Origin of the sequence: Burkholderia sp. WSM2230, assembly GCF_000472445.1 — a bacterium.
Lineage (GTDB): Bacteria > Pseudomonadota > Gammaproteobacteria > Burkholderiales > Burkholderiaceae > Paraburkholderia.
The window spans coordinates 114133-128527 of record NZ_AXAJ01000001.1 but is presented as its reverse complement, the minus strand read 5'-3'; the positions used below and the strand labels follow the sequence as shown (position 1 = coordinate 128527).

Below are 14395 nucleotides of genomic sequence, written 5' to 3'. Positions count from 1 at the left end.
CGCCTCATTCCTTTGATGATTCGGCCGCCCGCTCGTGACGCTCGCGCAACAGCCCTTCCTGCATGGCCGTGCTGACCAGATAGCCGTCCTGATAGAGCGCCCCGCGTCCCAGGCCGCGATTGCTGGTAGCGCATGGACCTTCGAGGTCGTAGTAGAACCAGCGATCCGGCCGGATCGGCGCATGAAACCACATCGCATGATCGAGGCTTGCCGCCTGCATGTTTCTGTCCAGCGAGCCGCGGCCGCGCGGCCGCATGGCGGTGTTCATCAGATCGAGATCGCAAACGTACGCAAGCAAGGCCTGACATAGCAGCGGGTCATCGCCGCACGGCTCTCTGAGCCGGCACCAGATGCCGTTGACGGGCGGCAATGGTCCCGGGTCGAGCCACGCGCGCCAGCGTTCACTGCGTCGCTCGAAAAGCCGCATGATCAACGGCACATGCGAACGGCAGTTTTCGAGCAGATGAAGCTGCTCCGCATAGAACGCGTCTTCGGATTGCATCCGCTCGGGCGGCGCGACCTCCGGCATCGCATCGAACCGCTGATACTCGCCCTCGGGCGCCTGAAACGATGCCGCACCACTGAAGATCGGCTGATCGTCCTGCAAGGCCAGCAATAGCCGTGTGCTGAAGTTTCGGCCCTCGCGGACGAGTCGCACGTCGAACGTGATCGGTTTCGTCACATCGCCCGGTTGCAGGAAATAACCGTGCATCGAATGCAATCGATGCGGTTCGCGCACGGTTCGCCCCATCGCCATGATCGACTGGGCCAGCATCTGGCCGCCATAGATCCGGCGCGCGCCATCGAGCGGCGACCATCCGGTGAAGCAAGTACTGGACTCGCGCCTGAGTTGCAACAATTCGAGCAGACCGCTGACCGTCAGCGTCATGGGGCGTCCGCTCAAGCCGGAATAGCGACGACGAGTCCGTCCAGTTCGGGCGTGATCTCGATCTGGCAACTCAGACGGCTGTTGCTGCACAATGCGCTCGACGCAGCCAGCATGTCCTTCTCTATGTCGCACGCTTCGCCGACAACCTCCATCCATGCCTGATCCACATGAACCTCGCAGGTGGCGCAACTGCAAGCTCCGCCGCATTCGGCAGCGAGGCCTTCGACCATGTGATCGACCGCGCCCTGCATCACGGAGCTGCCGAGCGGCACGTCGGCTTCAATAATCTGGCCATTCGACTGCACATATTTAATGACTGGCATCTCACACCTCTCTCAAAGCTAGAGTCAACTAATTCGCAAGCTTCACAACTTCAATCAGCGACTTGAGCGGCAACGCCTCATCGGCCAGTTGCGCTGCGCTGACTTCGATCCGTTCGGCAATCAGCTTCTTGCTGAACATGAATTCCTGCGGACGGTTCACGCAATCCGCCGCGATGAGCTGGCCGCTCTTCAGATAGAACGCACAAAAGCTGCGGCCGCTGTCCAGATCGCCGCGTGTCACCACCTGGTCATAGCCTTGATTAAGGCCGGCGATCTGCAATTTGATGTCGTATTGATCCGACCAGAACCATGGCAACGCGGAATACGGCTTCTCTTTGCCGCACACCGCGGCCGCCGCGCTCTTTGCCTGTTCCGTAGCGTTGGGCACGGATTCGAGCCGGATATAGCCGTAGTACGGCGACGGATGCATCGTGCAGTCGCCGGCCGCGACAATGTCGGGGTCCGCGGTCCGCGCGCATGCATCGACGAGAATGCCGTTGTCCGTGGCGAGATCTGCCTGCGCGGCGAGTTCGACGTTCGGCATCACACCGACACCGATGATCACGAGGTCCGCATCGAAGCGAGTACCGTCCGCACAGGTGACCTTCCCGACGCGCGAAGTACCCTCGAAACCGCGCACTGCGATGCCGGTCTGAATGTCCACGCCTTCTTCGCGATGCACCCGTTCGAAAAAGCCGGACACCTGCGGCGCCGTGACGCGAGCCAGTACGCGCGGCGCCATTTCGAGGACAGTCGTATGCATGCCGAGCTTCGTCAACACGGCCGCCGTTTCGAGCCCGATATAGCCGCCGCCGACGATTACCGCGCGACCGCCAGCGCGCACATCCGCCCGGATGCGGTCGATATCGTCGATGTTGCGCAGGTAGTGAACGCCCGGCAACGTCGAACCCGGTAGCGTCACGGTTCGCACGCGAGTGCCCGTGCATAACGCGAGCTTGTCGTATGCAATCTTGTCGCCGCTTCGCAGCGTGATCGTTCTCTCGCCACGATTGATCGAATTGACCCGTTCGCCGAGACGGAACTCGATATTGAAGCGTGCGTACACGTCGGCGGCGCGAATCAGCAGTTCGTCCGGCTGTTTGTCGCCCAGCAGATACGCCTTCGAGAGCGGCGGCCGGTGATACGGCAAACTCGACTCGTCGCCGATCACGACAATGCGCCCTTCCCAGCCTTCCTGCCGAAGGCTTGGCGCAAGCTGTGCCGCCGCATGGCTCGCGCCGACGATGATGCAGGTCCGTTCAATCACGCTTGTCTCCTTGCCCGCACTTGTAGTGTTGCGTTTGCTCTTGCCAGCTGTTGCTAGCCGTCGAGCGACGGCCATCCGCGCACGCCACGTCCGAGCACTTCTTCGTTGTGTTGACCGAGCAACGGCGGCGCGCTGCGGATCTGCGTCGGCGTACCCGAGAATTGCAGCGGATTGTTGATGACCTTGAACTCGCCGCCTTTGGGATGCTGCACTGTCTTCAGCAGCGTATCGACCACATGCGGGTCGCTGAATACTTCCGGCCATGTACGGACAGAACCATAGATAGCGCCGGCAGCAGACAGCACGCTTTCCCATTCCGCGAGATTACGAGTGGCGAATATCTCCGCGAGTTTTGCGTCTACCGCAGCGCGATTCTCAAGACGCGCAGCCTTGGTCGCGAACCGCGGGTCGGTCTTCAGTTCGCTCGCGCCGATCGCGTCGCAGAGCACGTGCCAGAACTTGTCGTTGATCGTGATGATCATGATGTCGCGGCCGTCGGCGGTCGCGTACGTGTTGTTCGGCACGATGTCCCAATGCTGGTTGCCCATCCGGCCAGGCGTCTTGCCCGTGAGGTCGAAGTACACGTCGCGGGGTACCTGGCTAAAGATGCTCGCATCGAGCATCGACAGGTCCACGCGCTGGCCTTCGCCGGTTCGCTCCCGCGCCTGCAATGCGGTCAGAATGCCGATGTTCGCGAGCAAGGCGGTTATCAGATCGGAGAACGGAAAGCCTGTTTTCAGCGGCCCCGACTCCTCCGTGCCGGTCACCTGCATCACACCGGATACGGCCTGAATCACCATGTCCAGCGCCGGCCGGTTCTTGTCCGGCCCGTTGCGACCGAACCCCGAGATCGAGCAATAAATCAGACGCGGATTCAGTTTGTGCAGAGCGTCGTATCCGAGCCCCGCCTTGTCCGTCAGACCGGGGCGAAAGTTTTCGACCAGCACGTCCGCTTCCGCAGCAAGTGCGAGTGCCGCAGAGCGCCCTTCTTCGCTCTTCAGATCAAGCACAATACCGCGCTTGTTGCGATTCACGCCGAGAAAGAAGGCGCCGTCGCCGTTGAGCGTGGTTTCGCCCGAGCGTCGGAACGGATCGCCGTCCGGCTGTTCGACCTTGATCACGTCCGCACCCGAATCGCCGAGCATCATGGTGGCGAACGGTCCCGTCATCATTTGCGTGAAGTCGAGGACCTTCAATCCTTTGAGCGCGGTGTTCATGCCTTTTCCTTCGCAACGTAAAACTCTTCACGCTCGTGATTCGATGCGCGCACACCTTTGTCACGGCGCTGCTTCATGAAGTTGTACTCGTCGGCCTCGTAACGGACATTCGTGGCCAATGCATGCAGCACGTGGCCATACGAGAACTGCGCGTCGATGCCGAGCGCGTTCATTGCCAGATTCGTCGCGGCCTTGCCCATTACAATGCCGTCGCGCGGCAGACGCACGATCCGCTCCGCCCACTCCTCGCCTGCCTCAGCGAGCGACGCGAGCGGCACGACCTTATTGACGAGGCCGTTCGCGAGACAGGTCTGTGCGTCCCACACGTCTGCCATGAGCAACAACTCGCGGGCCTTGCGCGGACCGAGCGTCATCATTTCCCATGCCGCAAAATAGGCGGCGCCGGACAGTCCGAGCTTCTGTTCCGGGTGGCCCATCTTCGCGGTATCCGCTGCGATCACGAGGTCCGAGGCTTCTGCCAGATAAAGCCCGCCGCCGAGGCAATAGCCCTTGACCAGCGAGAGCGTCGGCTTCAGGAACTTGAAGATGCGCTCGAAACGTTCGATGTACCGCTTGTCGTGCAGCAGCCGTGCGCGCTGGCTCGGCTTGCGCGCACGGCCTTTGTCGTCATAGGTGGTAGCGCCGTACTCCGTGCCGACTTCAGCCAGATCGTGCCCGGTCGTGAAGTCGTCGCCTGCGCCTTGCAGCACGACCACGCGAACGTCGTCGTCGGCTTCTGCGCGGTCGTAGCCCGTCATCAACTGATCGAGCATTGCGCTCGTCATCGCGTTCTTCTTCTCGGGACGATTGATCGTGATGTACGCGCGCCCGTCCTTCGCCACATAGTCGATGCTGCCAGTCATGCTGTTCTCCTCCGCGCCCGGCGTAAATCGGGCGCCGTTTTCAGTTGTTGAGGTTGATCGCTACCGCCTTGACCTCGGTGTACAGCTTGATCGCGTCGTAGCCGCGCTCGCGGCCCCAGCCGGATTGCTTGTAACCACCATAAGGAAGGGTCGCGTCCGGCGACGACAATGCGTTCACGTTGACAATTCCAGCCTGCATCCGGCGCGCCATCTTGTGTGCGCGGCCGATGTCTTTGGTCCAGATGCTGGCGGCGAGTCCGTATGTCGTCGCGTTGGCGGCCGCTGCGATGCCGTCGAGGTCGTCGTCGTTGAAGGACATTGCACAGAGCACAGGGCCGAAGATTTCTTCGTCATGCACGCGCATTCCGGGCTTCACGCCCGTGAGAATGGTTGGCTGCACGAAGTAGCCGTGTTCGCCGCTCGAGCCGCCGCCTGCGAACAACGTCGCGCCTTCCTGTTGCCCCTGGTCGATATAGCCGGCTACCCGATCTAGTTGACGCCGCGAAATAACCGGGCCCATTTGCGTGCCGGCATCCATACCGTGACCCATCTTCATCGCATTCGCGCGTTTGGCGATGCCATCGAGCACTTCGTCAAACGCCCGTTCATGCACATAGAGCCGCGAGCCGGCAGCGCAGATCTGTCCAGCGTGAAAGAAGATCGACGAACACACGCCCGCCGCGGCTGCCTCGATATTCGCATCCGGAAACACGATGACCGGCGACTTGCCGCCCAACTCCAGCGACACGCGTTTCAGATTGCCGCTCGCCGCCTGCACGATGCGCCGCCCGGTTTCGCCAGAGCCGGTGAATGCGACTTTGTCGATACCCGAGTGCGCGGCAATGGCGGCACCCACTGGATTACCGAAGCCCGTCACGATGTTCAGCACGCCCGCTGGAATTCCAGCTTCGAGCGCGAGTTCGCCGAGACGCAATGCAGTCAGCGGCGTCTGTTCGGACGGCTTCATGACGATGGTGCAACCGGTGGCGAGCGCGGGCGCGATCTTCCACATCGCCATATTGAGCGGGAAATTCCAGGGGATGATCTGCCCGACTACGCCAACCGGCTCGCGCAGCGTGTACGCATGCCACTCGCCCGGCAGGGAAACGTTCGGCGTTTCGCCGCTCATTTTGGTGGTCCAGCCCGCCATGTAGCGCAGCATTTCCGCGATGCCGACAACATCGCCATTGCGGCAGAACGGCAACGGCTTGCCGCTGTTGATGCACTCGAGCTCTGCGAGTTCGTCGGCGTGATCTTCGATCAGAGTGGCGAAACGCAGCATCATCCTTGTGCGTTCAGCAGGCGTGACCTTGCTCCACGGGCCTTCGAAAGCGCGGCGCGCGGCGAGTACGGCACGATCGACATCCGTTGCCGATGCTTCGGCAGCAGTGGTAATGACTTGACCGGTGCCGGGATCGACAATATCGGTGCGGCGGCCGGAATCAGACTCTTCCATGCGGCCGTCGATCAGCAATTGATGCGTACGCGACAGAAAACTGCGCGCCGCGTCGCCGAGTCCGGGATGTAACGTCGAAGTCATGTCAATGTCCTTTGTCATTGGATTGATGGCGTTATTCATTTGCCGAGCAACTGTCTCGCGATAATCACGCGGTGGATCTCGTTCGTGCCTTCGAGAATCTGATTGAGCTTGGCGTCGCGCATGAAGCGTTCAACTGGATACTCGGTGGAGTAGCCATATGAGCCGTGTACCTGAACGGCTTCGAGTGCGACTTCCATCGCGACATCGGTCACATAGCACTTCACGATCGACGACAGCATCGTCAGGCGGCTGCTGTCGCCGCTGTCTATTTCCTGAGTGCTCGAGTACAGCAACGTGCGCGCGGCTTCGATCTTCATCGCCATGTCGGCGAGCTTGAACTGGATGGCCTGGAAGTCGCCGATCCGTTTGCCGAACTGACGGCGATCCTTCGCGTAGTTGATCGACTCTTCCATCGCGGCCTGCGCGAGTCCCAGAGAAGACGCCGCTACCGACGGCCGGTTCAGATCGAGAATCTTCATGCACGCCTTGAAGCCATTGCCTTCTTCGCCGAGCAGACAATCTGCGTCGATGCGCATCTCTTCGAAGAACACCTGATAGGTCGGCGAGCCATGCCGCCCCATCTTCACTTCCTTGCGGCCAATCTTCAGCCCGGGCGTTTTCGTGTCGACCAGGAACACGCTGATACCTTCGTGACCGCGACCTTCTGCGGTACGTGCGAACAGCAGCATGTAATTCGCCTGCGCCGCCCACGTGATCCAGCTTTTCTGTCCGTTGACGACATACGAATCGCCATCGCGCCGAGCCGTGGTGCGAATCGCAGACACGTCGGAGCCGGCTTCCGGCTCCGTAATCGCCACCGCTGAAATCGTTCGCCCTTTCGCCGCCTCCGGCAAATAGCGCTCCTTTTGCGCTTCGCTGCCGAAATGCAGCAGCGGCAGGATCAAGCCGATGGAGTTGTTCGCGCACAACGTCGAAGCGGCAAGCGACACTTTGCCGATCTCTTCCTTCGCGATGCAGACCGAAGTCAGATCGCCACCAGGACCACCGTATGCATCGGGCACCCACATCTGTAGCAAGCCAAGATCGCCAAACACTTCGACCAGTTCTTCCGGAAAGCGCTTGGTCTCTTCCATCCCCGCGACGAGCGGTCGAACCTGTTCTTCCGCGACCCTGCGGACCATGTCGCGCAGCATCTCCTGCTCTTCGCTGAATTTCACTACGGCCTCCTTGCGTCGCGTGTTTTCAAACGTTTCCAAAGTAGTTCTGCGGATTCACGCCGACTTCAGCTCGCGAAAGCCGAGCGCGCTCATCACCGGTTCGTCGCTGACGCGTATCAGTTGCGACCAGTCGTCGAGCCCTTCGATCGTGAACTCATGCCAGCACGGAATCGCGATCACATCGCCACGTACGAGCTCGACTGCGCCGAGTTGCTCCACGTTCATCCGCACGTTGCCGCGCGTGACCGTATAAAGGTTGTTGTCGATCCGCTTGCCATGCGGCTGCGACTGCCCGCGTTCAATGCCGACTGCCTGCAGACCGATCGTCTTGAGTCCGCCCGGTGCGATGTCCACAATGCCTTTTTCTCGCGCGGCACGATCGAGATCGACGCCCTTGTGCCGCAACGGTGAGTCCGGTTCGTGAGCAGTCACCGGCTCGTTGCGTTGCGGGTGGTCCTCGAAATACATGCATTCGAGGTTCTGCACGAGCGGCACATCGAGAAAGTCAATCCAGAAAGCCGGTTCGCTGCCGAAATTGCTGTGACCATGCCAATGCCACGAAGGCGTCAACACCACGTCTCCTGGCGCGACATCCACTTGCACGCCGTTGACGATCGTGAACGTGTCTGCGCCTGCATCGAGAATCAGCCGCAGTGCGTTCGGCGAATGCCGGTGCGAACGCGCTGTTTCTCCGGGAAGCACCAACTGATACGCGGCAACCAGGTTGCGGCAGGTCGGATAGATGTTGTCGGCAATCGGATTCACCATGATCAGGTTCCGGCGCTCGGCCTGCTCCGGCGAAACGAAGGAGCAGGCAGCGTCGAGTGCAGCCCGCGCGTCGGCGTAACGCCATACAGCGGGAACGAAACGCGGGCGGGGCACGGGCCACATTTGCGGCACCTTCTTCGCCCAACCCGGCGACAGCGAACGGGCCTCGAGCGAGTCGAAGAAACCTTCCGGTGCCCCCTGATTCGGTGTAGCGATTTCAGACATCACAATCCTCTATTAAGGTGCCGTCGTGAGTCGGCGGCTTGCGATACGACTGATTCAACGGGTGCAGCGTCAAACAGCCAGTCCGGTCTTCTCTGTGTCCCAGACGGGGTGATCGCCGACAGTTCCGCGCCGGACCGGCAAGCGCATCGACCCAACGCCGTCGATCTCGATCTCGATGACGTCACCGTCTTCGACTGGCCCAACGCCCGCCGGCGTCCCGCTTGCGATGATGTCGCCAGGTTCGAGCGTCATCACCGCGGACGACATCGCGATCATGTCCGGGATATTCACGATCAGATTGCGCGTGGAGGCGGCTTGCCGTTCCTCACCGTTCACTCGCAGGCGCATTTCGATGTTGTCGAAATCCGCGACTTCATCGGCGGTGGTAATCCACGGACCGGTTGGGCAGAACGTGTCGTACGATTTGCGCATCACGCGCTCTTCCTTGCCGCGCACGACCATATCGAGCAGACATGTAAAGCCGAAAACGTACGACCGGCTATCCGCATGCGAAACGCCGCGACCGCGCTTGCCGATGATGATGCCGAGCTCGCACTCGTGATGAATTTCGCGCCCCGCGAGCGGCGGCAACATGATCGCGTCGGCTGGACCGCTCAAACTCGAATTCGCCTTGAGGAAGAAGCCCTGTCCGCTTGCCTTGAACGACGAGATCACCCCCGTTCCCACGCCATCCTTCATTTCGTCGATGTGCGCGTGATAGTTCGCGGGAAAAGCGATCACCTTGTTGGGCCATTGCACCGGCGCTTCAAGACGCACCTCGCTCAGTGCGAGGCCAGCCCGCGAATGAACGGCATCCAGCAACGCGGGACGCAATGCGTCGAACTGCGCAATGAAGCGCACCATGCCGACCGGCGGCCACGCGCCCGGCACGATGCCGGCGATGTCGCTGACATCGACGACATGCCCTTCATGCAGGACGCCAATATGGCCGTTATCGAAAGATACGAGTCTCATCGCGCAGCTACCTCTTCGACTTCAGCGCTCGTAACATTCAACGGCTGTACGCCGCGAACAATGTCGATCAGTGCTTGCGCGTCGTCGGGCAAGCTGTTTGCGCGCCATGCCACATGACCGTCGGGGCGCACCAGCACCAGCGCACATTCGTACAACGCACGCGCCTGCTCATTGTCGATATCGACGACACGCAACGGCACGCCAGCCTGCTTTGCAGCTGCGCTTAGCGCATCGACGGATAGCGAATTGTTGAAACGCAGCAGAACGAATTCACGGCCAAACAGATCGAGGGTCGATTGTCCCGGCGACAACCAGACATGCGGCGCACGATGCCCGGGCCGTGCCGTCTGTACGTAGGTGCTGACGGTGTCTTCCGGCTCGGGCGTACCGTCGGGTACGACAATCGACGAACCCTCGTAACGGAAGCCGAGATGAATGCCGATCGTGTACCACTCGCGTTTCATCATCTGCGTGTATGCATCGCCGAAAACCTTGCGCGCGTGATCGCCTTCAGGCCCTGCCTCGAATACGGCCGGAGTCAGAGTCTGACGCGGCGTCAGCATCAGCTTCAGGTTGTTGGTCGCTTCATTGACGTTGCGAATCGCGACCGGGCGGCGCTCGAATTCATACGTGTCGAGCAGATGCGCGCCGCCCCAGCCCTCGACCATCGCCTGCAACTTCCAGCCGAGATCGACTGCATCCTGGACGCCCATGTTCATGCCGAAGCCGCCGGTCGGCGAAGTGAGATGCGCGGCATCGCCAGCGATTTTTACGCGCTGCGTACCGTAGTTGTCGGCGACCAGTTGACGCCGGATCCACGGCATCACCGAGATGATCCTGAAATCGAAATCGTCGCGTCCGACCGCGCGGCGGAACGCCGCCGCGACATCGTCTTCCGTCAGGGTTCGCATGGTGCCGTCACCGACGATCGAAAAGCGCCACCAGTTGCGCCCGTTGATTGCGACGACCGTGCTCCAGGTACCTTCCGGTCCGATGAAGATGTAGCGATAGCCAGGCTTCTTGTCGTGCAGCTTCTCAAGACCTTCGCACTCGATGATCGCGTTCGTCGTGTAGGTCAGCGCCGGCGTGCCGCTCATCTTGATGCCGAGCGCTTCCTTCACGCGGCTCGCACCGCCATCGCATCCGACCAGGTACTGACAGTCGATGGTTTGCTCTTCACCGGTTGTCAGGTCGCGGACGGTTACCGTGACACCATCACTGTGCTCGTTATGAGAGACATATTCGGTGCAATAGCGGATCTGCACATTGCCGGTCTTTGCGGCAAAACGCGTAAGCACCGGATCGAAGAAGTTCTGCGGGCAACGCTCGCGCTTTTGCGGGCTCTGTTCCGGCTTCGGCTCGTCGCGCACAGTCGGGAACGACTCACGCCCGAATTCGTAGCCGCCGTGCAGTTGCGACACCCATGCATAGTCCTGCGAATAGTCGCGGTTGTAGCCGGCGTTCTCGACGTCGTCGACAATGCCCCAGCGGCGGCAAAACTCCATCGTGCGGATTCCGACCATATCCATCTTTGGCTGGAACACCTGGCCGTCGCCGCGCTCGATCAGTACGCACGGCACGCCCCGCCAGCCGAGATCGCCGGCAAGCGCCAGTCCAACCGGCCCTGCTCCCACGATTACCACAGGGGTTTGCCCCACCTCGCTCTTCTGCGCCATAGTCGAAAGCTCCATCATCTTTTTGCGTGTCGGCTTGACTGTGCGTCGCGCCCTTTGGAAGTGAACTCTTGGTGCTGCAATGTGGAATCAATGTACAAGGCGGGTGTTTGGTAAGGCCAATACTGTTTGCGAAGGGATTAAGAGGATTTCCTTATCGTGGTTCCCAATGTTCTTCGTCTGAGAGGATCGGAAAATCGTATTGGTGTGGAAAGCGCGCGCATGACTATCCTGTGGACCAGCCTCGGCTCATCGCAAGCCGTTGCCCGAAAAGGACAAACTTCAGGAGACGTCAATATGCATACGAATCATGAAAGGCCCTGGTACCGCTGGTACGTGCTGTTTATCCTGACCGTGATCTATGCGTTCAGTTACGTCGACCGTCAGATCGTCACCATCCTCGCGCCCTATCTGAAGAAAGACATGGGCATCTCCGATGCGCAACTGGGCTTGCTGTACGGCACGTCGTTCGCGCTGTTCTACTGCGTGTTCGGCATTCCGCTCGCACGTCTCGCCGACGGCTGGAGCCGGGTTCGTACGCTTGCGCTGGGACTGTCGTTCTGGTCCGCCATGACGGCAATGTCCGGCCTGTCGCGCAATTTCGCGCAACTCGGCGCGGCGCGCATCGGGGTCGGCGTGGGCGAAGCCAGCGCGACGCCGGCTGCCGTCTCGCTACTCGGCGACTACTTCGAGCGTGCAAAGCGCGGCACCGTGCTGGCGCTTTATTCGGTGGGCGTGTATGTCGGCGCCGGAGCGTCGCTCGCGATCGGCGGTTCGATCGTGGCCGCATGGGAGCACGCTTACGGCAAGGGCGGTGCGTCCGCACCACTCGGGCTCTCGGGCTGGCAGGCGTCGTTCATTTGCGTAGGCGTACCGGGACTGCTCTTCGCGCTGATCGTGCTGCTGACGATTCGCGAGCCGGCTCGCGGCCGCCTCGATGCGGTTGCACCCAGGAAAGACCCTCACCCGTTTGCGCACGCTATTCGCGACCTCGGCGCGATGGTGCCGCCGTGGAGTTGGATGACCTTGCGCACGCTCGGTGCACCGCGCCGCGAATATCTGCGCAACGCCGCGTATCTCCTGATCGCGATTTGCGTCGTTGTGTTCGCCACGTCGGCGACCAATCAGGTGCTGTCGGCGAGTCGCAACGCACGGATCGGGACTGTGTTCGGATTGCCCGTGACGAGTAATCTCGTCCAGTGGCTTGCAATCGCTATAGCCGTCTACGTGTGTTCGAACTGGTATCAGGCGACTCGCTTGGGCGACGCCGCCGCTCACCGGCTCATCACCGGATCGAAGACGTTTTTCTCGCTGACCGTTGCAGGCGCGTTCCTCGCGTTCGCGATGAACGCAGTGAACGGGTTTGTTTTCGTTTATGCCAGCCGCCAATTGGGGTTGACGGCGCAAGCCGGGTTGCATCTCGGGATTATCGCCATCATCGCTGGCGGTGCGGGCATCAGCGTCAGCGGCTACCTGTCCGATCGCGCGCGGCGCAAGCATCCTCTCGGAAGACTCTACTTCGTGTGCTTCACGGCGACGATGTTCACCGCTGCCAGCGCGCTTCAATATGTGACCCGAGACCTGACCGTTTTCTATTGTGCCTATGCAGTTGCGACCTTCTTCGTGCCTATGTGGTTCGGGCCACTACAGGCTACTACCCAGGATCTGGTGATTCCGCGCCTGCGTGGCACGGCGTTCGCGGCGTTTTCGCTTGGGGCGAACATCTTCGGACTGGGCCTCGGACCTTATTGCGTCGGCTTGATCAGCGATGCTTCAGGTGACCTGCGTCTCGCGATCCTGTGCGCGCTCGCCGTTCTGCCTGTTTCGATTGGCTCACTGCTTGTGGCAAGCCGGACACTGGTGAGGAGCGAAGAGATTGCGCACGCTGAACTGGACCGCTTCAATGCAGAATCAACCGAAGATGAACTTGAATTGGCATTGAAGCATCAGTTGACGCATTAGCTGAGACACTGACCGCCGGTCGCGCCTGCGGACGATCCCGACCGGCTCGATCCGGCCGGACCATCGAACGGCGCCCACATAAAGGAAAGACTCGTGGACTACCTGCGGTTGCGGCTCGCTGGTTATCGCACCCAGGAAGGCATGCCCGGCGCGTATTCACCGCAACATACGCGCCTTATCGACGGCGCACTCCTGCCGTAGGTATTCGATAAAGCGCAACTGCATCGCCGTGCCGAGCCAATCCGCGCGCAACGTATAGCCGACCGAGCGATCGGCCTCCGGCGTCTTTAGTTCGAGCGCAACCATCTCGCTGCCTGGATACGCTTCACGAATCTGGGAGCGCGACAGCAGCGTGATGCAATCGCTTTCGACGAGCATCGCCATCATCATCGCAAGCGAGCTCGTCTCGACGACGATCGGCGGCTTGACGCGCAGGCGCGCGAAAATCGAATCGATCACTGCGCGGCGCGGAACATTGTGCTGCGGAACAACCCAGTCGTAATCGGCGAGATCTCGTGGCGCCAGCGATCTCTTTCCCGCAAGGCGGTGTCCTTTGCGAACCGCTACCACATAGGGATCAGAGAACAGTTCCGTTTCCTGCACCGCCCCGCGAAGCCGCGGCTCGCGCAAGCCGCCGACGATGATGTCGATCGCACCCATGCGCAGGTCGCGCAGCAGCGTCGCGTGTGAGCCTTCATCCACCGTGACGTGGGCCGCCGGATAGCGCTCGCGCAGCCGCTGGATCACGCGCGCGACAAGACGCGGCGGCAGCAGCGGCAACACGCCAATCGCCAACTTGCCGCTCAGTTGCCCGCGCGCGTAGGCCAGATCTTCACGGGCCTGTGCGATCTCATGGAGTGCGAGGCTCAGGCAGCGTGCAAATTCGAGCCCCGCGGGATTCGCCTCCACGCTATGCACGCGCCGCCGATACAACGGCACGCCAACCGTCTGCTCTATCTGGCGCGCCCCTCGATGTACGGCGGGCTGCGAGATACCGAGTTGCCGCGCCGCTTCTGACGCCGACCCCGCGCGCGCAATTGCGATATGGCAGCGCACCTGCGCGTCAGTCAGATGCCGGCAGACGTTGCGCGCATTCATTGCGGACGCCGCCTGACCGGTCAAGTCCGCGACCGCACGTTCGATCTGATCCAGCATGCGCCGGACGCGCCGTTGCAGCAACGCGCCTTCCGCGGTCAATTCGCTGCCGCCGAAGCCGCGCTCGAAAAGCTGACCGCCAAAGCTCGCTTCCAGTTTGCTGATCGCGAGGCTCACAGCCGGCTGCGTGCGGCCCGCCCGCGCCGCAGCCTGGCCGATGCCGCCCGCCTCGCACACCGCGTCGAATAGAAATAAGCGCCTTAAGCGCGTCAAATCGTCGTCAGAGGAATCGTCTTTGCGCTCTGCCATCTCTCTTTGCACGCCATGTGAAAACCCTTAGCTTAACCAAAACTTATGCCCAGTGCCGAACTTCATATTGCGGGACTTGACCGCATCCGGCTTACAGTTAAGCCCATTCGA

The 14395-nt window shown here is 61.2% G+C and carries 12 protein-coding genes; 1 reads left to right on the top strand and 11 read right to left on the bottom strand.

What is annotated here, in order from left to right:
• Nucleotides 1-4: 4 nt before the first annotated feature.
• The 10 genes from A3AC_RS0100555 to A3AC_RS0100510 form a co-directional block, all read right to left on the bottom strand.
• Nucleotides 5-889, bottom strand: coding sequence for an acyl-CoA thioesterase (locus A3AC_RS0100555; RefSeq protein ID WP_025596522.1), 885 nt, complete (start codon nt 887-889; stop codon nt 5-7).
• 11 nt (nt 890-900) lie between these two features.
• Nucleotides 901-1212, bottom strand: a complete 312-nt coding sequence (locus A3AC_RS0100550) for a 2Fe-2S iron-sulfur cluster-binding protein (RefSeq protein ID WP_025596521.1) — start codon at nt 1210-1212, stop codon at nt 901-903.
• A 28-nt stretch (nt 1213-1240) separates the two neighbouring features.
• Nucleotides 1241-2479 (bottom strand): NAD(P)/FAD-dependent oxidoreductase, encoded by a 1239-nt coding sequence (locus A3AC_RS0100545; protein WP_035474629.1) that lies wholly within the window; start codon nt 2477-2479, stop codon nt 1241-1243.
• Between the two features lie 53 nt (nt 2480-2532).
• Nucleotides 2533-3696 (bottom strand): CaiB/BaiF CoA transferase family protein, encoded by a 1164-nt coding sequence (locus A3AC_RS0100540; RefSeq protein ID WP_025596519.1) that lies wholly within the window; start codon nt 3694-3696, stop codon nt 2533-2535.
• Entirely contained in the window at nt 3693-4559 is an 867-nt protein-coding gene (locus A3AC_RS0100535) for an enoyl-CoA hydratase-related protein (RefSeq protein ID WP_025596518.1), read from the bottom strand. Before A3AC_RS0100535 ends, A3AC_RS0100540 begins: the two co-directional genes overlap by 4 nt.
• Before the next feature lie 40 nt (nt 4560-4599).
• A complete protein-coding gene (locus A3AC_RS0100530; RefSeq protein WP_025596517.1) occupies nt 4600-6099 on the bottom strand; it encodes an aldehyde dehydrogenase family protein in 1500 nt (499 codons plus the stop codon).
• A 35-nt stretch (nt 6100-6134) separates the two neighbouring features.
• The gene (locus tag A3AC_RS0100525; protein ID WP_025596516.1) at nt 6135-7277 is read right to left on the bottom strand and encodes an acyl-CoA dehydrogenase family protein; all 1143 of its coding nucleotides are present in this window, start codon (nt 7275-7277) and stop codon (nt 6135-6137) included.
• A 54-nt stretch (nt 7278-7331) separates the two neighbouring features.
• Nucleotides 7332-8270, bottom strand: a complete 939-nt coding sequence (locus A3AC_RS0100520; RefSeq protein ID WP_025596515.1) for a cupin domain-containing protein — start codon at nt 8268-8270, stop codon at nt 7332-7334.
• Between the two features lie 69 nt (nt 8271-8339).
• Complete coding sequence (locus A3AC_RS0100515; RefSeq protein WP_025596514.1) at nt 8340-9245, bottom strand: fumarylacetoacetate hydrolase family protein; 906 nt, start codon at nt 9243-9245, stop codon at nt 8340-8342.
• A complete protein-coding gene (locus A3AC_RS0100510) occupies nt 9242-10921 on the bottom strand; it encodes an FAD-dependent oxidoreductase (RefSeq protein WP_025596513.1) in 1680 nt (559 codons plus the stop codon). The genes A3AC_RS0100515 and A3AC_RS0100510 overlap by 4 nt, the downstream gene beginning before the upstream one ends.
• A gap of 294 nt (nt 10922-11215) precedes the next feature.
• Here A3AC_RS0100510 and A3AC_RS0100505 point away from each other — a divergent pair, with 294 nt between their 5' ends.
• Nucleotides 11216-12880, top strand: coding sequence for a spinster family MFS transporter (locus tag A3AC_RS0100505; protein ID WP_025596512.1), 1665 nt, complete (start codon nt 11216-11218; stop codon nt 12878-12880).
• A 156-nt stretch (nt 12881-13036) separates the two neighbouring features.
• Here the strand turns inward: A3AC_RS0100505 and A3AC_RS0100500 are convergent, their stop codons facing one another.
• Entirely contained in the window at nt 13037-14284 is a 1248-nt protein-coding gene (locus A3AC_RS0100500; RefSeq protein ID WP_025596511.1) for a LysR substrate-binding domain-containing protein, read from the bottom strand.
• Between the last annotated feature and the right edge of the window lie 111 nt (nt 14285-14395).